Source organism: Paracoccus thiocyanatus (assembly GCF_900156255.1).
Taxonomy (GTDB): domain Bacteria; phylum Pseudomonadota; class Alphaproteobacteria; order Rhodobacterales; family Rhodobacteraceae; genus Paracoccus; species Paracoccus thiocyanatus.
Genome location: NZ_FTMK01000011.1, coordinates 25,721 through 46,622 on the forward strand (window position 1 = coordinate 25,721; position 20,902 = coordinate 46,622).

Genomic DNA, 20,902 nt, shown 5'->3' on the forward strand with positions numbered 1-20,902 from the left:
CTATGTCAGGCGGGGGTGGCGGCGCCGGCAGGGGCGCGGCCGCGTTCGATGTCGTGCAAAAGCCCGCCCGGCCGGGTGTAGAACACCCAGGTCACGGCAAGGCACAGCACGTAGAAGCCCAGAAAGGCCCACAGCGCGCCAAGCGCCGATCCGGTCAGCGCGATAGAGCTGCCGTAAGCCTTTGGGATGAAGAAGCCGCCATAGGCGCCGATCGCGCTGGTGAATGCGATGATGGCGGCGGATTCGCGGTCGGACTGGCGGCGGCGATCCTCGGGGGAAAGCTGCGGCTCAAGCCGGGCGACTTCCTTGCGCATGATGACGGGGATCATCTGGAAGGTCGAGGAATTGCCGACCCCGGTAAAGAAGAACAGCGCCATGAAGCCCGCGAAGAAGCCCCAGAAGGACAGCGCCTGAAGCGAGACGATGACCAGCCCGACCGAGGCGATCATGCCGGCAAAGACCCAGAAGGTCACGCGCCCGCCGCCGACCCGGTCGGAAAGCCAGCCCGTGCCCGCGCGGCTAAGCGCGCCGACCAGCGGCCCCAGGAACACGAATTGCAGCGCGTTCACATCCGGGAAGGCCAGCTTGATCAGCAAGGGGAAGCCCGCCGAATAGCCGATGAAGCTGCCGAAGGTGCCGATATACAGCAGGCACATCACCCAGTTGTGCAGCCGGCTGAAGATCACCGCCTGTTCGCGGAAGCTGGCGCGGGCGTCGGTGATGTCGTTCATGCCCAGCCATGCCGCGATGGTCGAGGCGATGATGAAGGGCACCCAGACAAAGCCGGCGTTCTGCATCCACAGCCGGCTGCCGTCCGACAGTTCCTGAGCCGCGCCGCCCATGGCGCCAAAGACGCCCATGGTGATGACGATGGGCACCAGGAACTGCATCAGCGACACGCCCAGGTTGCCCAGGCCCGCGTTCAGCCCCAGCGCATTGCCCTTTTCGGCCTTGGGAAAGAAGAAGCTGATATTGGCCATGGACGAGGCGAAGTTGGCGCCCCCCAGCCCGCATAGCAGCGCCAGCACCACGAAGATCAGATAGGGGGTCGAGGGATCCTGCACCGCATAGCCGATGCCCATGGCCGGGATCAGCAGCGAGGCGGTGGACAGCGTGGTCCACAGCCGCCCGCCAAAGATCGGCACCATGAAGCTGTAGAAGATGCGCAGCGTCGCCCCCGACAGCGCCGGCAGCGCCGCCAGCCAGAAAAGCTGGTCCTGGGTAAAGGCAAAGCCGATCAGCGGCAGCTTGGCCACCACCACCGACCAGACCATCCAGACCGAGAAGGCCAGCGTCAGCGCCGGGATCGAGATCCACAGGTTGCGCCTTGCGACCTTGCGGCCCTGTTCGGCCCAGAAGGTCGGGTTCTCGGGGCGCCAATCGTCCAGGACGCGCGGCATCACCGTGCGTTCGGGGTCATGCACCTCGGCCAGTTCGGGAAAGTTCGGCAGCCGGTCCAGGGCCCGGCCCTGCGCCCGGCGCTCCATGGCGCGGATCGACATGTGCATCCAGGCCATCGACACGATGACGACCAGGAACAGCAGCGCAAAGCTGGAGGTCCAGATCCCCGTCAGGTCCAGAAGCGCGCCGAAGACGATGGGCAGGATGAAACCGCCCAGCCCGCCGATCATGCCGACAAGCCCACCGACCGAGCCGACATGGTTCGGGTAATAGACCGGGATATGCTTGAAGATCGCGGCCTTGCCCAGGCTCATGAAGAAACCCAGCGCAAACAGCGTGACCACAAAGGGCCACAGCCCCATTTCTGTCGAGAACGAGATCGGCCCGTCCATGCCGCGGATCGTGTAATCGGTCGGCGGATAGGACAGCATGAACAGGAACAGGGCGCTGAAGCCAAAGGTCCAATACATCACCGTGCGCGCGCCGAAGCGGTCCGACAGGATGCCGCCATAGGCGCGGAAGATGCTGGCCGACAGGCTGAAGGCCGCCGCCGCCATGCCCGCAAGCCGCAGGTCGACGCCGTAAACCTGGGTCAGGTAATGCGGCAGCCACAGCGCCAGCGCGACGAAGCCGCCGAAGACGAAGAAATAGTAAAGCGCGAAGCGCCAGACTTGCAGCTTTTTCAGCGGCGCGAATTGCTCGGCCAGGCTGGGGGCGGCGATGCCCTGGGCGCGGCGCGCCTCGAAATCGGGATCGTCGCGGGCAACCAGGAAAAACACCACGCCCATCAGCGCGATGCCCACCGCCCAGATCTGCGCCACCGCCTGCCAACCCCAGGCGACCAGGATGAAGGGGGCCAGGAACTTGGTCACGGCGGCGCCGACATTGCCCATGCCGAAAATGCCAAGCGCGGTGCCCTGGCGCGCGGCCGGGAACCATTTCGAGACATAGGCGACGCCGATGATGAAGGAACCGCCTGCCATGCCCACGCCAAGCGCGGCCAGCAGGAATTCGGCATAGCTGTCGGCCCAGGTCAGCGCCCAGGTGGCGATGCCGGTGAACAGCATTTGCAGCGAAAACACCAGCCGCCCGCCGAAGCGTTCGGTCCAGACGCCCAGGATCAGCCGGATCAGCGACCCGGTCAGGATGGGCGTGGCGATCAGCACCCCATATTCGAACTCGTTCAGGCCGAGTTCCTGCTTGATGGTGATCCCGATGATCGAAAATATCGTCCAGACCGCGAAGCAAAGCGTAAAGGCGGTGGTGCTGAGCCAAAGCGCCCTTTGCTGCTGCGTCTGGGAAGTGGAACCTGGGTCCGGCATGGCGGCTGCTCCGTTTGGATCGTTCGCGCGCTTGTTTCTGCGGCTTACCCATCACGGCACCCCGGCCGGAATGTTTGATCTGAATCAACTTTCGTCGGGCGGCCGGGGAAAAGCGACGCGATTTGGGTTTTGTCCCCCGCAACACGAGTAAATGCACAAAACATAATGCCGCGTTCACGGATTCGGTCAACGACAAATCCCGGCTGGCCGGTTGACAATAATCAAGGTAAATATCATCACCGCGGCCGATTCTGGCCAAATCAGAGGCGAAAGGTCGACCCAGATGCGCGAAGAGGACCGCAACGATATTCGCAACTTGCCGCTGTTTCGCAACATGACCAGCCCGGCATTCGACGCGCTGATGCATGCGGCCTATGACCAGGTGTTTCCCGCGCAGCTTGAACTGATCCAGCAGGGCGAGGTGGCGAATTTCCTGCATGTCATGCTGGAGGGCGCGGTCGAGCTTTATGCAAATTGGCAGGAACGCGACACGACCATGGCGGTGGTCCAGCCGGTGACGACCTTCATCCTGGCGGCCTGCATGCGCGACGCGCCCTATCTGATGTCGGCGCGCACCTTGCAGCGTTCGCGCATCGTGCTGATCCCGGCCGTGGATGTGCGCGCGGCCTTTGCCCGCGACCACGGCTTTGCGCTGGCCGCGGTCCAGGACCTGTCCGAGGGCTATCGCAACCTCGTGCGCCATGCCAAGAACCTGAAGCTGCGCAATGCCCGCGAAAGGCTGGGGGCCTATCTGTGGCAGCGCTCGCTGGATGCGGGGGGCGTGCAGGGATTCGTGCTGCCGCAGGAAAAGCGGCTCTTGGCCTCTTACCTGGGGATGACGCCGGAAAGCCTGTCGCGCGCCTTCAAGGCCCTGCGCGATCACGGCGTCCATATCGACGGCATGCGCGTCACCATCACCGATGCGGCGGCGCTCAAGGCGCTGGTCCAGCCCAACACGCTGCTGGACACGACGCTGAACATCCCCTGACCGGGCCGGATTTGACCGCAAGCGGCGGAGTGCAATGGTCGCCGGCCGGTGCCAGATATGCTAGCAGGACATGCAGCAGAAAGGTTCCCGCCATGGACCAGGCCCCGATCCCCACCGAAAGCGATCCCCGCTGGCAGCTTGTGCTGGCGCGCGATGCGGCGTCGGATGGCCGCTTCGTCTACGCGGTGCGCACCACCGGGGTCTATTGCCGCCCCTCTTGCCCCTCGCGCCGCGCCAGGCCGCAGAACGTGACGCTTTACCCATCGCCCGACGCGGCCGAGGCGGCGGGCTTTCGCCCCTGCCGCCGCTGCAATCCCAGGGGCGCTTCGGTGGCCCAGGCCAATGCCGCCCTGGTCGCCGCCGCCTGCCGCCTGATCGAGCAGGCCCAGACGCCGCCCAGCCTGGACGCGCTGGCCGCGGCCGCCGGGGTCAGCCCGTTCCATTTCCACCGCCAGTTCAAGGCCGCGACCGGGCTGACGCCGCGCGCCTATGCCGCCGCCCATCGCGCCGGCCGGTTGCGGGACAGGCTGGACCAGGGCGACAGCGTCACCCAGGCGATCTATGCCGCCGGCTTCGGCTCGAACAGCCGCTTCTACGAAGGCGCGGACGGGATGCTGGGCATGACGCCCTCGGCCTGGCGCAAGGGCGGCGCGGGGGCCGATATCCGCTTTGCCCTGGGCCAATGCGCGCTAGGCGCCATCCTGGTCGCGCAAAGCGGCCGCGGCATCTGCGCCATCGCGCTGGGGGACGATCCCGAAACGCTGCTGCACGATTTCCAGGACCGTTTCCCGGCCGCCAGCCTGATCGGCAACGATACCGCCTTCAAGGCGCTGGTCGCCCGCGTCGTGGGCTTCGTCGAGGCGCCCGGCATCGGGCTGGACCTGCCGCTGGACATCCGCGGCACCGCCTTTCAGCAGCGGGTCTGGCAGGCGCTGCGCCAGATCCCGCCCGGCACCACCGCCAGCTACGCCGAAATCGCCCGCCGCATCGGCGCGCCGCGCGCCAGCCGCGCCGTGGCCGGGGCCTGCGCCGCCAATGCGATCGCGGTGGCCATCCCCTGCCACCGGGTGCTGCGCAGCGACGGGGCGCTGTCGGGCTATCGCTGGGGCCTGGCGCGCAAGCGCGACTTGCTCGACCGCGAAGCCGCGCCCCGGCGCAAGTGACGGGTGCAACCGCATGCCTGCCAGCCACATTGATAAATGTTTGCGCCGGGAAAAATGGGGCTTCCCAGGCCCTGCCGGCATGATCAGGATGAAAGGACAATTTACGGATTCTGACGCGGAGCGCGCGGATGAGGATCTATCATCTGATTTTCATGGCCCAGGTCGCCGGACTTGTCGGACTGCTTGGCGCCGCCATTCTGTACTGGTGACGATTGCGCCACCGACGCCATGGCTTGACAGCATCGTCCCAGATGCAACATTGGCGCCATGAACAAGGTGGCTGATTGGTTGACCCAAAAGAGCCCGGTCAGTCGGAAAAACGCCGCCGAAACGGTGTTCGAGGATTTGCGCGGCGCGATACTGGCCGGCCGGCTGCCGGTCGGCACCCGGCTGCCCTCCGAGGCCAAGCTGGCCGGGCATTACGGCGTCAGCCGCCCGATCATCCGCGAGGCCATGCGCTCGCTGCAAACTCTGGGCCTGACGCGCAGCCGCAGCGGCAGCGGCAGCTTCGTCATCTCGGACCGCCACGCCCCCGAACTCGCCTATGGCAGCTACTCGGCGCGCGAGATGATCGAGGCCCGGCCCCTGATCGAGATCCCCGCCGCCGGCTGGGCCGCGCTGCGCCGCAGCCCCGAGGACATGGCCCGGCTTCTTCAGCTTTGCGACGGCATGGAGCGACAAGAGGATGCGCTGAAATGGGTGCGGCTGGATTCCGATTTCCACTGCCTGATCGCCGAAGCCGCCCGCAACCGGCTGTTCGTCCGCATCGTCGCCGATTTCCGCGAGGCGCTGATGCGTCAGTCGGAACTGGTGAACCTGATGGCGGACCGCCGCGTCACCTCGAACAGCGAACATCGCCGCATCGCCCAGGCGATCGCCGCCGGCTCCGAGACCGAGGCCCGCGCCGCGATGCGCGACCACCTGGACGTGGTCGAGCAGGCGATGACCTGGATCACCAGCCAGCGCGCGGCCCGCTCGTGACCCCGGCCGCCCGGCGTGCCCCGCGATGGGGACGGGCCGGGGCGCGGCTTGACCCCGGCCCCTGGGCTGTTTAATCGCACGCCATCAGACAGGTTGCGGCAGGCCGGCCCAGGCCCGCGCATCTGCCAGGGGGGCCACAGCCATGCGGATTTCGTCGTGACGCCGGCCGGGCGGCTGCCGGTGCTGGCGGTGCTTGCCACCGGCGGCACCATCGCCAGCCGGCGCGGTGCCGATGGCGCCGCCAGCCCTCGGCTGGGCGCCGGGGATATCCTGGCGCAACTGCCGCAGATGCAGGCCGAACTGCGCCCGCGCGAATTGCTGGCCAAGGATTCCGCCAGCCTGTCGCTCGACGACATGCAGCGCATCAGCGATGCGGTCGCCGCGGAACTGGCCGATCCCGGCATCGACGGCATCGTCGCGCTGCACGGCACCGACGCGATGGAGGAAACCGCGCTTTTGGTGCAATTGCAGACCGCCGCCCGCAAGCCGGTCCTGTTCACCGGCGCACAGCTTCCCGCGGACCATCCGCACCCGGATGGGGTCCTGAACCTGGCCGATGCGATCCGCGCGGCCCTGCAACCGGGGGCGCGGGGTGTCGCCCTGGCCTTTGGCGGCCGGGTGCTTCCCGTCTGGGGCCTTTACAAGGCCAGCGTCGAGGCAGCCGATGCCTTTCGCCGCGTGGCCGACGAAGCGCCGACCATCAGCCGCCCGCTGCCGGCGCCGGTCACCGGGCTGCGGGTGGATATCGTGGCCGCCCATCCGGGCAGCGACGGGCTGCATCTGGACGCCAGCATCGCCGCCGGGGCGCGCGGCATCGTGATCTCGGCGCTGGGGGCGGGCAATGGCGCCCCCGCCCTGGTCGCGGCCATCGCCCGCGCCCGCAGCCGGGACGTGCCGGTCGTGGTGTCCAGCCGGGTGCCCGAAGGGCTTTTGTCGCCGCTCTACGGCGGCGGCGGCGGCGGCCATGACATGCGCCGGGCCGGGGCCATCCATGCCCGGCTGCTGCGACCCGGACAGGCGCGCATCCTGCTGGCGGCGATGCTTGCCAATGGCTGTTCGCAGGCCGAAATCACCCGCGCCTTCGAAGCGCCGCCGGCCTGACCGGACCCGACCCGGCCCGAAGCCGCAATTCTTTCGTGGACAAATATCCTCGGGGGGTCCGGGGGGCAGACAGCCCCCCGGCAGCCGCCGTCACTCCATGAAGAAGGCAAAGCGGATCACGAACAGCGCCGCCACGATCCAGGTCGCGGCATGCACCTCGCGCGCGCGGCCGGTCGCCAGCTTGATCGCGGCATAGCTGACAAAGCCGAAGGCCAGGCCATTGGCGATGGAATAGGTAAAAGGCATCATCAGCGCCGTCAGCACGGCCGGGGCGCTTTCGGTCACGTCGCTCCAGGCGATCTCCTCGAATTCGCGCACCATCAGGCAGGCGACGTAAAGCAGCGCCGGCGCGGTGGCATAGGCCGGGACCGATCCCGCTAGCGGCGCAAAGAACACCGCCAGCAGGAACAGCACCGCCACGACCAGCGCGGTCAGCCCGGTGCGCCCGCCCGCCTGCACGCCCGAGGCGCTTTCGACATAGGCGGTGGTCGAACTGGTGCCCAGCATGGATCCCGCCAGGATCGCCGTCGAATCCGCCATCAGCGCCCGGCCCAGGTTTTTGTTGGTATGGGTCGGCCCCTCGGTCAGCAGCCCGGCGCGCTTGGCCACGCCGATCAGTGTGCCGGTGGCGTCAAAGACCTCGACCAGCACCATGACCAGGATGACGTGGAAGATGCCCACCGTCAGCGCGCCGGCGATATCCAACTGCAAAAAGGTCGGCATGATCGAGGGCGGCATCGAGATCACCCCGGCAAAGGGGCTGGCGCCGATGGCGATGGAAACGACGGTGATGACCAGGATGCCGATCAGGATCGCACCGCGCACCTTCAGCGCATCCAGCGCCGCGATGATGAAAAAGCCCAGGATGGCCAGCAGCGTGCCGATCTGGGTCAGGTCGCCCAGGGCGACCAGCGTCGCCGGATTGTCCACCACGATGCCCGAGTTCTTCAGCGCGATCAGCCCCAGGAACATGCCGATGCCCGCGGCGATGGCGCTGCGCATGGATGTCGGGATGCCCGCGATCAGCCAGCGCCGGATGCCCGTCACCGACAAAAACAGGAACACCAGGCCCGAGATGAACACCGCCCCCAGCGCCTGTTGCCAGGTGAACCCCAGCGCGCCGACCACGGTAAAGGCGAAGAACGCGTTCAGCCCCATGCCGGGCGCCATGCCGATGGGCCAGTTGGCCCACAGCGCCATGATCGCCGATCCCAGCGCCGCCGCCAGGCAGGTGGCGACGAAGACCGCGTTGCGGTCCATCCCGGTCGAGGACAGGATCTCGGGGTTCACGAAGATGATATAGGCCATGGTCAGGAAGGTGGTGATCCCGGCGATCACCTCTGTCCTGACGCTGGTGCCATGGGCCGTCAGGCCGAATTGCTTGTCTAGCACGGTTGCTCCCCCTGGGCTGGCGCTGGCGCCGCTGGCCGTCAGGCCGGGTTGGTTGTCTGGCATGTTTCCTCCCTCGCGACGGATGACCCGCCATGCAGGCCAGATTACGCCTTGCCATCTTCAACGAGAATGCAGGGTCCAGCGACAGAGTTTCAACGAGACGTTTAAGACTGGGACATTTTCAACGCAAACTTGCTTCTGTTTATGAAAGATCATGGGTTGCCTGCCGCCCCGGCAGGGTGATGACTGCCAGTCAGCCAGAAAGCAGGAAAGGAAGCAAGCGATGCGATACAGCCGCGACATGATCGGTTATGGCCAGCACACGCCCGATCCCGAATGGCCGGGCAATGCCCGGATCGCGGTGCAGATCGTCATCAACTACGAGGAAGGCGGCGAAAACAGCATCGAGCATGGCGACGCCGCCTCGGAAGCCTTCCTGTCGGAAATCATCGGCTGCCAGCCCTGGCCCGGCCAGCGCCACTGGAACATGGAATCCATCTATGACTATGGCGCGCGGGCGGGGTTCTGGCGGCTCCACCGGCTGCTCAAGGACCTGCCCGTGACGGTCTACGGCGTCGCCACCGCGCTGGAGCGCGCGCCCGAACAGGTCGCCGCCATGCAGCAGGCCGGCTGGGAGATCGCCACCCACGGCCTGAAATGGATCGACTATCGCGACATCCCGCGCGAGGTCGAGGCCGAGCATATCGCCCGCGCGGTCGATCTGCACACCCGCGTCACCGGCGAACGGCCGCGCGGTTTCTACCAGGGCCGCACCTCGATGAACACCGTGGCGCTGGGATGCGAAGAGGGCGGCTTCGAATACCTGGCCGACAGCATCGCCGACGACCTGCCCTATTGGCATGTCCATGACGGCAAGCCGCAACTGATGGTGCCCTATACGATGGACGCCAACGACATGCGCTTTTCCTCGGGCCAAGGCTTCGGCACCGGGGTCGAGTTCTTCGACTACCTGCGCGACAGCTTCGACCTGCTTTATGCCGAGGGACAGGCCGGCGCGCCCAAGATGATGTCCATCGGCCTGCATTGCCGCCTGGCCGGCCGGCCGGGCCGGGCCATGGCGATCAAGCGTTTCCTGGACCATGCCCGCAACCATCAGGGGGTCTGGTTCGCCACCCGGCTGGATATCGCGCGGCATTGGGCGCGCACCCATCCCTGGCAGTCCAGGCCCCGCCCCTCGCAGATGGACCGCGCGGCCTTCGTGGCGAAATTCGGCGGCATCTACGAGCATTCGCCCTGGATCGCCGAGCGGGTCTGGGACGGTGAGATGGGCGCGATCCACGACACACCCGCCGGGCTGGCCGCGCGCATGGCCCAGGTCTTTCGCGCCGCCAGCGACGACGAGCGGCTGGGCGTGCTGCTGGCCCACCCGGACCTGGCCGGCAAGCTGGCCGCGGCCAAGCGCCTGACCGCCGACAGCACCGCCGAACAGGCAAGCGCGGGCCTGGACAGCCTGACCGATGCCGAGCGCGCCGAGTTCGACCGGCTGAACACCGCCTATATGGAAAAGCACCGCTTCCCCTTCATCATCGCGGTGCGCGACCACGACAAGCCGGGGATCATGGCCGCCATGCGCGCCCGCATCGACAATGACAGCGCGACCGAACGCGCCGAGGCCGAGCGCCAGGTCTGCCGCATCGGCGCGCTGCGCCTGCAACAGATCCTGGGCGGCGCCTGAACCTGGTGACCTGCCTTTATCCGCAGCAGATGGATGCCGGGGCACCCCGGCGCAACGGAGACCCGTGATGACCGCCAAGACCCCGACCTATGCCGGGCCTTTCGCCGGCCTGCCGCCGCAGACCGACCTGACCACCGATACCGCCATCTTCACCGATGCCTATGCCGTCATCCCCGCCAGCACGATGCGCGACATCGTCACCAGCTTCCTGCCGGGCTGGACGGGGATGCGGATGTGGATGATCGCCCGGCCGCTTTCCGGCTTTGCCGAGACCTTCAGCCAATATGTCGTCGAGCTGGCGCCGCAGGGCGGTTCGGACCGGCCCGAGGACGACGCGGGCGTCCAGGCCGCGATCTTCGTGACCGAGGGCACGGTCACGCTGACCATCGACGGCCAGGCGCATGAGCTGGTGCCCGGCGGCTTTGCCTATATCCCCGCCGGCATGGCCTGGTCGGTGCGCAATGGTGCCGAGACCTCGCGCTTTCACTGGTGGCGCAAGCGCTGGCAGGCGGTCGAGGGGCTGGAAAAGCCCCAGGTGATCGTCGCCAACGAGCGCGACATCGCCCCGGTCCCGATGCCCGACACCAACGGCGCCTGGGCCACCACCCGCTTCATGGACCCCGCCGACATGCGCCATGACATGCATATCACCATCGTCACGCTGGCGCCCGGCGGCTCGATCCCCTTTGCCGAGACGCATGTGATGGAACACGGGCTTTACGTGATCGAGGGCAAGGCGGTCTATCGGCTGAACCGCGACTGGGTCGAGGTCGGCCCCGGCGATTTCATGTGGCTGCGCGCCTTTTGCCCGCAATCCTGCTATGCCGGCGGGCCGGGGAATTTCCGCTACCTGCTTTACAAGGACGTGAACCGGCACGCGCCGATCTGGACGTAAAGGGGGGGCTCTGCCCCCAGCCGCTGCGCGGCTTCCCCCGGAGTATTTGGAAAACGGCGAAAGCCGGTCAGCGGGCGCTGCGGAAGGTCAGGTTGATGCGGGCGGCGCCGGTCAGCGGGTGTTCGCCCTTGCGTAGCATCAGGATGCCGTGCCAGTTCAGCCGCGCCGGCCCGCCCCAGACCACCACGTCGCCATGGGCCAATGCGTGCCGGGCCACCGGATCGCGGCGGTCGGGGCCGCCGAACTGGAAGGTGGCAGACAGGCCCAGCGAGACCGAGACGATGGGCGCGGCCATGTCGGCCTCGTCCCGGTCCTGGTGCAGGCCCATCCTGACCCCCGGCACGTAGCGGTTGATCAGGCAGGCATCGGGCTGGAAGCCGGGGAAGCCGGCGCGCGCGGCCGCCTCGGCCGCCAATTGCCGCAAGCGCGCGGGCATCGGCGGCCAGGGACGGCCGGTCAGCGGGTCCAGCGGCTCGTAGCGGTAGCCGCGCCGGTCGCTGACCCAGCCGAGCGCGCCGCAATTCGTCATCTCGACGCCGATCTGCCGCCCGCCCGGCGTCTGCATGTGGCGAAAGGGCGCGGTCGCCGTGACCTGGGCTAATGCGGCAGGAATGGCCGGATCAAGCGCAAAGCCGCGCAGGATCATGGCGCCCGGCCCGATGGGCTCGTCCCGGCGGGGTCCGAAAAGGTCCGTTTCCATCTTGCCCTCCCACGGGAATGTCATGTCGCCCCGCTTGACCGGCGCCCTGGGCGGTGGCTTTGAGAAATGGGTTCCAGAAAAGGATTCTTGCCATGCGCCGCCCCCTTGCCGCAATCGCCCTTGCGCTGCTTTGCGCCCTGTCCCCCGGCCTGGCCCAGGCCCAGGACCGCAGCCCCGCCGAAGTGGCGGCGATCCGGCAGGCCGTGTTCGACGGCCCCGGCCTGCCGGTATTGGGCAATGTCCGGGGCGATGCGGTGCTGGTCGAGTTTTCCGATTACAATTGCGGCTTTTGCCGCAAGAGCGCGCCGGAAGTGGCGGCGCTGCTGCAATCGGATCCCGGCCTGCGGCTGGTGGTGCATGAGATCCCGATCTTTGGCGAGGGGTCGCGCTTTGCCGCCCAGGCGGCGCTGGCCGCCCAGGCGCAGGGCAAATATGCCGAGTTTCACCGCGCGCTGATGGGCATGCGCGGCAAGGCCGAGAAGGCGTCGGTGCTGCGCGTCGCGCGCGAGGTCGGGCTGGACGTGGCGCGGTTGCAGCGCGACATGCAGGCGCCGGAGATCACGGCGCGGATCGAGCGGTCGCTGGAACTGGCCGACGAGATCGGGCTGGTCGGCACGCCAAGCTTTGTCGCCGGCAAGCGGGCGGTCTTCGGCTATCTGGGCCGCGATGACCTGGCCGGGCTGGTGGCCGAGGCGCGCGCCGCGAAATAGCGCGCGCCGGGCCGATCAGGTGCGGATGTCCACGCCCAGGTGCTTGGCCACGGTGAAGATGTCCTTGTCGCCGCGACCCGACAGGTTCACCACCATGATATGGTCCTGGGGCAGGTCCGGCGCGATCTTGATGACATGGGCCAGCGCGTGGCTGGGCTCCAGCGCCGGGATGATGCCTTCGAGCCGGCAGAGCGTCTGGAAGGCCGCCAGCGCCTCGTCATCGGTCACGCTGACATATTCGGCGCGGCCCTGTTCCTTGAGCCAGGCATGTTCGGGACCGATGCCGGGATAGTCGAGCCCGGCGCTGATCGAATGCCCTTCCAGGATCTGGCCCTGGTCGTCCTGGAGCAGATAGGTGCGGTTGCCGTGCAGCACGCCCGCGCGGCCGCCGGACAGGCTGGCGCAATGCTGCATCCGGTCGTCCACGCCCTTGCCGCCGGCCTCGACCCCGATGATGCGGACGGAAGGATCGTCCAGGAAGGGATGGAACAGGCCCATGGCGTTCGAGCCGCCGCCGATCGCTGCGACCACGCTGTCGGGCAGCCGCCCCTCGCCCTCTTGCTCGGCCAGTTGCCGGCGGGTTTCGCGGCCGATGATGCGCTGGAAATCGCGCACCATGGCCGGATAGGGATGCGGGCCGGCCACCGTGCCGATGCAATAGAAGGTGTCGCGCACATTGGTCACCCAGTCGCGCAGCGCGTCGTTCATCGCGTCCTTGAGCGTGCCGCGGCCCGAGGTGACGGGCACCACCTCGGCGCCAAGGAGCCGCATGCGAAAGACGTTCGGCGCCTGGCGTTCCACATCATGGGCGCCCATGTAGACCACGCATTTCAGCCCGAAGCGGGCGCAGACCGTCGCGGTCGCCACGCCGTGCTGGCCCGCGCCGGTCTCGGCGATGATGCGGGTCTTGCCCATGCGGCGCGCCAGCAGGATCTGGCCCAGCACGTTGTTGATCTTGTGGCTGCCGGTATGGTTCAGTTCTTCGCGCTTCAGGTAGATCTTCGCGCCGCCCAGTTCCTCGGTCAGGCGCGGGGCGAAATAAAGCGGGCTGGGGCGGCCGACGTAATGTTTCCACAGGTCGTCCATCTCGGCCCAGAAGGCGGGATCGTCCCTGGCGCGGTCGTATTCCGCCTCGAGCGCGAGGATCAGCGGCATCAGGGTTTCGCTGACGAAGCGGCCGCCGAAGATGCCGAAGCGGCCCTGTTCGTCCGGGCCGGTCATGAAGCTGTTGATGAGGTCTTCGGCCATGGCTCTCCTCGGGCGCGGTCGCAGTGAGTATTTGGGAAACGGTGAAAGCCCGTCAGAGGGTTTTCTTATATCCGATATGGGAAGGGGTAAAGCCGAGCCTGTCGTAGAAGCGATGCGCATCGGCCCGGCTGCGGTTGGTGGTGAACTGCAAGAGCGTGCAGCCGGCGGCGCGGGCGCGGTTCTCGGCGTCCCGGATCAGCGCCTTGCCGAGGCCCTGGCCGCGCTGGTCGGGGTGGACGCGGACGCCCTCGATCTGGGCGCGGCGGGCGGCGCGCAGCGACAGGCCCGAGATGAAGGTGATCTGGTAGCAGGCGACGACCTGGTCGCCGCTGACGCCGACGATCAGGCGGTTCGCGACCTCGCCCTGCATGGCGTCCCAGGCGGCGAGATAGGGGGCCAGGTCGTAGGCTTCCCGCGCCCGGCCCAGCATGTCGTCGCGCAAAAGGGCCAGGATCGCGGGAACCTCGTCGCGGCGGGCTTCGCGAAAGGCGACCGGCGCGGTCACAGGATCGGCGCCGTGGCGCGGGCGATGAAGCGGCGGACGCGTTCGGGATCCTTGACGCCCGGCGCGCTTTCGACGCCCGATGACACATCGACGCCCGGCGCACGCGTCAGGCGCACCGCCTGCGCCACGTTCTCGGGCGTAAGACCGCCGGCCAGCAGCCAGGGTTTCAGGATCTGCCGCCCGGCAAGCAGCCGCCAATCGAAGGCAAGCCCGTTTCCGCCCGGCAGTTCCGCATCCTTGGGCGGCTTGGCGTCGATCAGCAGCATGTCGGCCACCAGCCCGTAATCCCAAAGCGCATCCAGATCGCGCGGTCCGGCCAAGCCCACCGCCTTCATCACCGGCAGGCCGGTACGGGCCTTGATCGCGGCGACGCGGGCCGGCGTCTCGTTTCCGTGCAACTGGATCATGTCCAGCGGCATATGGGCCAGGGTCGCATCCAGCGCGGCGTCGTCGGGATCGACGAAAAGCCCGACCTTGGCCACGCCCAGCGGCACCTGTGCGGCAAGCTGGGCCGCCGCCTGCGGCGCCAGGTGGCGCGGGGATTTGGCGAAGAAGACGAAGCCCAGATAGCGCGCGCCGGCCCCGATGGCGGCCGACAGCCCCGCGGCCTCGGTCAGGCCGCAGATCTTGACCGCGACGGCCATGGATCAGCGCGGCGCCGGCAGGGTGGCGCCGGAAGCCGTTGGCGCCGCGGCGGGCTTGCGCGCAGATTCGTCCAGGATCGCCAGCACATCGTCGCGCGGCGCCGCATGGGTGCGACGCAGGTCGCCCACCTCGCGCTGCAATTGCGCCAGGTCATGCGCCCGGCGGCTGGATTCGGCGCGAATATGCGCCTCGCGCAGCCATTCCCAGACCAGCCCGACCAGCACGCCGAAAACCATGGCCAGGAACAGCGCGACAAAGGCCGGCATGGTCAGCGACCATTGCCCGCCCGCAAAGGGCGCGAGCGCCTGGGGCAGCAGGCTGATGGTGACGAGGTCGCGATTCGCCGCCGCCAGCAGCATCAGCACCGCGGCCAGAATGACAAAGAAGAACAACCGGATCGCCCGCATGCCGTGAACCCCGCAAAGATTGACGCCGGCAATCTGACCTATTCGGCGATGCCGTTCAACCGTTCGCGCAAAAGCTTGCCGGTCTTGAAGAAGGGCACGTGCTTTTCTTCCACGCTGACGGTCTCGCCGGTGCGGGGGTTGCGGCCCTGGCGGGAATCGCGCTTCTTGACCGAAAAGGCGCCGAAGCCGCGCAGCTCGACCCGGTCGCCGCGGGCCATGGCGTCGATGATTTCTTCGAAGACGGTGTTCACGATCCGCTCGACATCGCGCTGGAACAGATGCGGGTTTTCTTCGGAGATCTTCTGGATCAGTTCGGATCGGATCATTGCGGTTCCTGAATCTGGTGTTCCAACATCCTGTCGCCCGATCATAGGCCGGGCATTGCGGCATTCAACGGCAGAACGCATGGCCCGCGGTTTGGTTGCCGTGCTTTTCAAGACTTTATGGTTCAATCCGCGGCGTTGCGCAATGAAAAGCGCCCCCGGACGAACCGGGGGCGCAAAGTTCAGCCGATCGGCAAGGCTTAGCCGCGGCCCTTGAGCGCGGCGCCCAGGATGTCGCCCAGCGAGGCACCCGAATCCGAGCTGCCATACTGTTCCACGGCTTCCTTTTCCTCGGCGATCTCGCGCGCCTTGATCGACAGGCCCAGGCGGCGGGTCTTGGTGTCGATATTGGTCACGCGGACATCGACATGGTCGCCGACCTGGAAGCGCTCGGGGCGCTGGTCCTGACGGTCGCGGGCCAGGTCCGAACGGCGGATGAAGGACTTCATGCCGTTATATTCGACCTCGACGCCGCCATCCTCGATCGCCGTCACGGTGACGGTGATGATCGAGCCGCGCTTGACGCCCTCGACCGCCTCGGCCATCGCGTCGTTTTCAAGCGCCTTGATCGACAGCGAGATGCGCTCCTTGTCGATATCGACTTCCTGGACGACGGCTTTCACCACATCGCCCTTGCGGAAGTCCTGGATGGCATCCTCGCCGCGGGTATCCCAGCTGATGTCCGACAGGTGGACCATGCCGTCGATATCGCCTTCCAGGCCGACGAACAGACCGAATTCGGTGATGTTCTTGACTTCGCCCTCGATGACGGTGCCGACGGGATGGGTCTCGGCAAAGACTTCCCACGGGTTGCGCATGGTCTGTTTCAGACCCAGGCTGACACGCCGCTTGGCTTCGTCGATTTCCAGGACCATCACGTCGACTTCCTGCGAGGTCGAGACGATCTTGCCGGGATGGACGTTCTTCTTGGTCCAGCTCATTTCCGAGACGTGGACCAGGCCCTCGACGCCGGCTTCCAGTTCCACGAAGGCGCCGTAATCGGTGATGTTGGTCACGCGGCCGGTATGGACCGAGCCGATCGGGAACTTGTTGGCCACCGTATCCCACGGGTCGGCCTGAAGCTGCTTCATGCCCAGGCTGATGCGGTGGGTTTCCTTGTTGATTTTGACGACCTGGACCTTGACGGTCTCGCCGATCGACAGGATCTCGGACGGGTGGTTGACGCGGCGCCAGGCCATGTCGGTGACGTGCAAAAGCCCGTCAACACCACCCAGATCGACGAAGGCGCCGTATTCGGTGATGTTCTTGACCACGCCCTCGACGGTCTGGCCTTCGGTCAGGTTGGCGATGACCTCGGCGCGCTGTTCGGCGCGGCTTTCCTCCAGGATGGCGCGGCGCGACACGACGATATTGCCGCGGCGGCGATCCATTTTCAGGATCTGGAAGGGCTGCTTGAGACCCATCAGCGGGCCGGCGTCGCGCACCGGGCGCACATCGACCTGGCTGCCGGGCAGGAAGGCCACGGCACCGCCCAGGTCGACGGTGAAGCCGCCCTTGACGCGACCGAAGATGGCGCCTTCGACGCGCTCTTCCGCGGCATAGGCTTTTTCCAGGCGGTCCCAGGCTTCCTCGCGCCGGGCCTTCTCGCGCGAGATGCTGGCTTCGCCGCGGGCATTCTCGACGCGGTCCAGATAGACCTCGACCTCATCGCCGATGGCGATGGCGGGGGTTTCGCCGGGATTTGCGAATTCTTTCAGATCGACGCGGCCTTCCATCTTGTAGCCGACGTCGATGATGGCCTGGCCCGCCTCGATGGCGATGACCTTGCCCTTGACGACCGAGCCCTCTTCGGGCGTGTCGATGGCGAGGCTTTCGTTCAGGAGGGCCTCGAATTCCTCCATGGTCGCTTTAGCGCACATATAGATCCAGTTTCCTTTTTGATCATTTCTGGCCTTGCGGTTGGCTCCGCCGGTCTTTTTATAGGTGCCGGAACAAGCGCAAAGGGTCGTGCATGCGCCCGACCCCGTTGAAGCGGCCCGTGCTGGCCCCATCGCTTACCCTGACGGGCGCGATATAGCGGTCAATCGCCGTTCTGGCAAGCGTCGAGGCCGGGGAAGTGCCGGCGAATTTCCTGTTCCAGCACCCCGACAAGCTGCGCGGCGGGCAGCGGCCGGGCGCGATTGGCGCCGGTGCCTGCCCAATGCGCAGCGTAATCCGCGCCGCCGGCCAGCGCATGCAGCCGCTTGGCCGCGTCATAGGGGATCGGGTAATCGGGCAGCGCCGGCGCGTCGCGGGCTTGTCCAAGCGCCGTCAGGCGGTTCGCCAGCCCGCGCGCCGGACGACCCGAGATGGCGGGGGTCATCACCGTATCGCCGGGTTCCGCCGCCGCCAGCCGGGTGCGATAGGCATCGGCGGCCGCTGATTCGGGACAGGTGACGAAAGCCGTGCCCATCTGCACCGCCGCGGCGCCGGCTGCCAGAAAGCGCGCCGCATCGGCCCCGTCCATGATGCCGCCGGCCGCGACGACCGGCAGGCCCAGGTCCAGCAATTCGTCCAGCAGCGCCGCGGTCGGCAGCCGCGCATCCGGTCCGGCAGGATCGAAGATGCCGCGATGGCCGCCGGCCTCGTAGCCCTGGGCCACGATCAGGTCCAGGCCGGCGTCGCGGATCGCCAGCGCCTCGGCCCGCGAGGTCGCGGTGGCGGCCAGGGCAGCGCCGCTTTCGCGCAGGGCGGCAATGCGCCCGGCCGGGGGCAGGCCGAAATGAAAGCTGACCAGCGCCGGGCGGGCCGCCAGGACAGCGTGCAGCATGGCGTCATCCATGACGAAGCTGCGATAGATCTCGGCGATGCCGGCCGGCGGCTCGGCGCCGAAGCGGCGGAACTCGGGGGCCAGATAGGCCAGCCAGCCCGCCTCGCGCGCGGGGTCGGCCTGGGCCGGGCGATGGCAGAACAGGTTGACGCCATAGCGGTTCGATCCCAGCCGCGCTTGGGTTTCGGCCATCATCGCCGCCGCTTGGCCAGCATGGGCCGAGCCAAGGCCAAGCGAGCCCAGCCCCCCTGCCCGGCTGACCTCGGCCGCAAGCTGCGGCGTCGCGGTGCCGGCCATCGGCGCCTGGATCACCGGCACGCGCAGGTCGGAAAGCTGGAAACGCGGGCTCATGCGCCGGCCTTTCTGGCGCAGGCGATGGTGCGGGCCACCGCCTCGTCGACGGTCATCTTGCTGGTGTCGAACAGCAGCGCGTCATCGGCCGGGCGCATGGGCGCGACGGCGCGGGCCGCGTCGCGGGCATCGCGTTCGCGCAGTTCGGCCAGGATGCGCGTCTCGTCCGCGCCCAGTTCCAGCGCGCGGCGGCGGGCGCGCACGGCATCGCTGGCGGTGATGTAAAGCTTCAGCTCGGCCTTGGGGCAGATCACCGTGCCGATGTCGCGCCCGTCCAGCACCGCGCCGGGTTCGCTGCGGGCGAAGCGGCGCTGGAACTCGACCAGCGCGGCGCGCACCTCGGGGATCGCGGCGACGCGGCTGGCGGCCTGGCCGGCTTCGGCGCTGCGCAGGTCGTCGCGCGCCAGATCCTCGGCAGTCAGCGCGCGGGCGGCGGCGACAGGATCGCCGCCCTTGGCGCCGACGGCGCGATAAAGCAGTCCGGTGTCCAGATGCGCAAAGCCGAAATGCCGGGCAAGCGCCCGCGCGATGGTTCCCTTGCCCGATGCGGCGGGTCCGTCGATGGCGATGGTAAAGGGCATGCGTCCTCAGATTCTGGGGTCGGCGGCGCGGGCGATGGCCCAGGGCCGGTCCCGGCCGGCAGCCGGGCCGAAGCGCCAGGGGCCGGGAACACCGGCGACAGCCGCCGAACGGCCGCGCGCCTGCGACGGGATCATGGCGCGGGCTTCAGGATCCGCGCCCGCGATCTTCCAACGAGGTGACAGGCGGATACGCAATGCTTCAAGCCCGGCCAGCGAATTTTCCCGCAGACGCATCGCGAACGAATCTCGCATGCGGGACAGGTTTTTCGTAGCCGCTTTTGCCAGGGGTGGCAACGGTTTCGCCGGCGCAGCCGCGGCCGTTCCTGCGCGGCGCCAGACAGCCCGTGCAGCCGCCGCGGGAACATCGCGGCGCGCGGCCGGTTACTTGGCGCGCCAATCCGGCGCGGGAGGAATGTGATATGACGGCATCGTTGAAAATCCTGATCGCCAGCGTGACACTGGCGGCCACGGGCACCGCCTATGCCGATCGCGCCGCCGAGCTGGCGCGGCTGGAAGGCGGCATGTCCACGCCGACGACGACCGAGGGGATATCGAAAGACGGATCCCTGGCCCCGCTTGAGGGCGATGACGCGGCGGCGGGTTCGGCCGCAAGCAGCGCAGGCGCCGACAGCACCGCGGGGACGGACAGCAGCGCCACCGCGGGCAGCACCGCAACGCCCGACAGCGCCGCTGGGGCTGACGGGACTACAGGGGCCGACGCCACCACGGGGACGGACGGGACCACAGGGGCTGACGCCACCGCGGGGACGGACGGCACCGCAGGGGCTGACGCAAACAAGATCGCCAAGGATGGCAGCACCGCGCCGCTGGAAACCTCGGACAGCAATGTCACCGATCGGGCCATGTCGGGACAGGACGCACAGGCCCAGCAAGAGGGCCAGGCGACGGCGGCGGATCAAGCCCAGGCCGAAAGCGGCACCGACGACAAGGCCGCCGCCCTGAAGGAGGCGCGCGCAGCCTTGGAAAGCGGCGACGAGGCCGCCTGCATGGAAGCGGTGCAGCGGGCCACCGCCTCCTGATCTTGCGCCGTCCCGCCAGGCGCCGAACATGCTCCGCCCCGGTCGATCCGGGGCGGCGAGTTTTTGCCACGGCGTTCCGCCGCCCCGCCGCAAGCACACCCCGGCGCGAGCAGGCCGGCGCCGCGTCTCACTAGATGGTGAAAGCCGGAACAAACGCGTGCCGCCGCGGTTTTCCCGACCACTCGAAAGGGAGTAGCACCATGAAGAACACCGTTGCAGTTTCCGCCGCCGCCCTGATCCTTAGCGCCGGCGCAACCTTTGCCCAGACCACCATCGTGACCCAGCCCTCGGTCGAGACGACCGAGGTCCAGACCGATCCGCAGACCACCGGCAGCGGTGCGGTGGGCGGCGCCACCACCGGCGCAGTTGCCGGCGGCATCGTCGGCGGCCCGGTCGGGGCGGCCGTGGGCGGGCTGGCCGGCGCCGCGCTGGGGGATGCGACCGAAGACGCCATGACGCCCGAGACCCGCACCTATGTCATCGAACACCGGGTGGATTCGGTCACACTGGACAATGTGGCGGTCGACACCGTCGTCCCCGAGACCATCCAGTTGCAGCCGATCCCCGACACCCAATACCAGTATGTCTATGTTGACGACCAGCCGGTGATCGTGGAGCCGCAGACGCGCAAGATCATCCATATCGTCGAATAGGACGGCATCGGGCGGGTCCTGCGCGGCCCG

Annotated in this window: 21 protein-coding genes; 9 read left to right on the plus strand and 12 right to left on the minus strand. The window is 67.8% G+C overall.

The features are described 5' to 3' along the window. Window positions 1-5: 5 nt before the first annotated feature. Entirely contained in the window at window positions 6-2,723 is a 2,718-nt protein-coding gene (locus tag F3H32_RS09755) for a nitrate/nitrite transporter (RefSeq protein ID WP_149765689.1), read from the minus strand. 283 nt (window positions 2,724-3,006) lie between these two features. On the opposite strand from F3H32_RS09755, the gene F3H32_RS09760 reads away from it, so the two are divergent. From F3H32_RS09760 to F3H32_RS09775, 4 genes are all read left to right on the plus strand, one after another. Next, window positions 3,007-3,711, plus strand: coding sequence for a helix-turn-helix domain-containing protein (locus F3H32_RS09760; RefSeq protein ID WP_115756531.1), 705 nt, complete (start codon window positions 3,007-3,009; stop codon window positions 3,709-3,711). Between the two features lie 92 nt (window positions 3,712-3,803). Beyond that, window positions 3,804-4,874, plus strand: a complete 1,071-nt coding sequence (gene ada, locus F3H32_RS09765) for a bifunctional DNA-binding transcriptional regulator/O6-methylguanine-DNA methyltransferase Ada (RefSeq protein ID WP_149765690.1) — start codon at window positions 3,804-3,806, stop codon at window positions 4,872-4,874. 267 nt (window positions 4,875-5,141) lie between these two features. Continuing rightward, a complete protein-coding gene (locus tag F3H32_RS09770; RefSeq protein WP_149765691.1) occupies window positions 5,142-5,855 on the plus strand; it encodes a FadR/GntR family transcriptional regulator in 714 nt (237 codons plus the stop codon). Between the two features lie 93 nt (window positions 5,856-5,948). Next, complete coding sequence (locus F3H32_RS09775; RefSeq protein ID WP_223191401.1) at window positions 5,949-6,956, plus strand: asparaginase; 1,008 nt, start codon at window positions 5,949-5,951, stop codon at window positions 6,954-6,956. 90 nt (window positions 6,957-7,046) lie between these two features. Here the strand turns inward: F3H32_RS09775 and F3H32_RS09780 are convergent, their stop codons facing one another. Continuing rightward, window positions 7,047-8,411, minus strand: coding sequence for an NCS2 family permease (locus F3H32_RS09780; protein WP_223191402.1), 1,365 nt, complete (start codon window positions 8,409-8,411; stop codon window positions 7,047-7,049). A gap of 220 nt (window positions 8,412-8,631) precedes the next feature. Between F3H32_RS09780 and puuE the strand changes: the two genes are divergently transcribed. Continuing rightward, on the plus strand, window positions 8,632-10,044 hold the full coding sequence (puuE, locus tag F3H32_RS09785) for an allantoinase PuuE (protein ID WP_149765692.1): 1,413 nt from the start codon (window positions 8,632-8,634) through the stop codon (window positions 10,042-10,044). Between the two features lie 67 nt (window positions 10,045-10,111). Next, window positions 10,112-10,939 (plus strand): bifunctional allantoicase/(S)-ureidoglycine aminohydrolase, encoded by an 828-nt coding sequence (locus F3H32_RS09790; RefSeq protein ID WP_149765693.1) that lies wholly within the window; start codon window positions 10,112-10,114, stop codon window positions 10,937-10,939. A gap of 67 nt (window positions 10,940-11,006) precedes the next feature. On the opposite strand, the gene alkB is transcribed toward F3H32_RS09790, so the two are convergent. Continuing rightward, a complete protein-coding gene (alkB, locus tag F3H32_RS09795) occupies window positions 11,007-11,639 on the minus strand; it encodes a DNA oxidative demethylase AlkB (RefSeq protein WP_149765694.1) in 633 nt (210 codons plus the stop codon). A gap of 92 nt (window positions 11,640-11,731) precedes the next feature. On the opposite strand from alkB, the gene F3H32_RS09800 reads away from it, so the two are divergent. Then, entirely contained in the window at window positions 11,732-12,349 is a 618-nt protein-coding gene (locus F3H32_RS09800) for a DsbA family protein (protein WP_149765695.1), read from the plus strand. A 15-nt stretch (window positions 12,350-12,364) separates the two neighbouring features. Here the strand turns inward: F3H32_RS09800 and trpB are convergent, their stop codons facing one another. The 9 genes from trpB to F3H32_RS09845 all read right to left on the minus strand — a co-directional run bounded on the left by trpB (window position 12,365) and on the right by F3H32_RS09845 (window position 19,431). Beyond that, window positions 12,365-13,597, minus strand: a complete 1,233-nt coding sequence (gene trpB / locus F3H32_RS09805) for a tryptophan synthase subunit beta (RefSeq protein WP_149765696.1) — start codon at window positions 13,595-13,597, stop codon at window positions 12,365-12,367. 52 nt (window positions 13,598-13,649) lie between these two features. After that, the gene (locus F3H32_RS09810; protein ID WP_149765697.1) at window positions 13,650-14,102 is read right to left on the minus strand and encodes a GNAT family N-acetyltransferase; all 453 of its coding nucleotides are present in this window, start codon (window positions 14,100-14,102) and stop codon (window positions 13,650-13,652) included. Then, entirely contained in the window at window positions 14,099-14,746 is a 648-nt protein-coding gene (locus F3H32_RS09815; protein WP_149765698.1) for a phosphoribosylanthranilate isomerase, read from the minus strand. The genes F3H32_RS09810 and F3H32_RS09815 overlap by 4 nt, the downstream gene beginning before the upstream one ends. Before the next feature lie 3 nt (window positions 14,747-14,749). Then, entirely contained in the window at window positions 14,750-15,154 is a 405-nt protein-coding gene (locus tag F3H32_RS09820; RefSeq protein WP_149765699.1) for a LapA family protein, read from the minus strand. A gap of 38 nt (window positions 15,155-15,192) precedes the next feature. Beyond that, entirely contained in the window at window positions 15,193-15,480 is a 288-nt protein-coding gene (gene ihfB, locus F3H32_RS09825; protein ID WP_115754835.1) for an integration host factor subunit beta, read from the minus strand. 197 nt (window positions 15,481-15,677) lie between these two features. Continuing rightward, window positions 15,678-17,357: a 30S ribosomal protein S1 gene (rpsA, locus tag F3H32_RS09830; protein ID WP_115754836.1), complete on the minus strand. Its 1,680-nt coding sequence runs from the start codon at window positions 17,355-17,357 to the stop codon at window positions 15,678-15,680. A 161-nt stretch (window positions 17,358-17,518) separates the two neighbouring features. After that, complete coding sequence (locus F3H32_RS09835; RefSeq protein WP_149765700.1) at window positions 17,519-18,598, minus strand: NAD(P)H-dependent flavin oxidoreductase; 1,080 nt, start codon at window positions 18,596-18,598, stop codon at window positions 17,519-17,521. Then, a complete protein-coding gene (locus F3H32_RS09840) occupies window positions 18,595-19,179 on the minus strand; it encodes a (d)CMP kinase (RefSeq protein ID WP_149765701.1) in 585 nt (194 codons plus the stop codon). Before F3H32_RS09840 ends, F3H32_RS09835 begins: the two co-directional genes overlap by 4 nt. Before the next feature lie 6 nt (window positions 19,180-19,185). Next, on the minus strand, window positions 19,186-19,431 hold the full coding sequence (locus tag F3H32_RS09845) for a hypothetical protein (RefSeq protein ID WP_149765702.1): 246 nt from the start codon (window positions 19,429-19,431) through the stop codon (window positions 19,186-19,188). A 167-nt stretch (window positions 19,432-19,598) separates the two neighbouring features. Between F3H32_RS09845 and F3H32_RS09850 the strand changes: the two genes are divergently transcribed. Continuing rightward, window positions 19,599-20,219, plus strand: a complete 621-nt coding sequence (locus F3H32_RS09850; RefSeq protein WP_149765703.1) for a hypothetical protein — start codon at window positions 19,599-19,601, stop codon at window positions 20,217-20,219. Window positions 20,220-20,419: 200 nt separating this feature from the next. Continuing rightward, window positions 20,420-20,872, plus strand: coding sequence for a DUF1236 domain-containing protein (locus F3H32_RS09855; RefSeq protein WP_149765704.1), 453 nt, complete (start codon window positions 20,420-20,422; stop codon window positions 20,870-20,872). Window positions 20,873-20,902 lie beyond the last annotated feature (30 nt).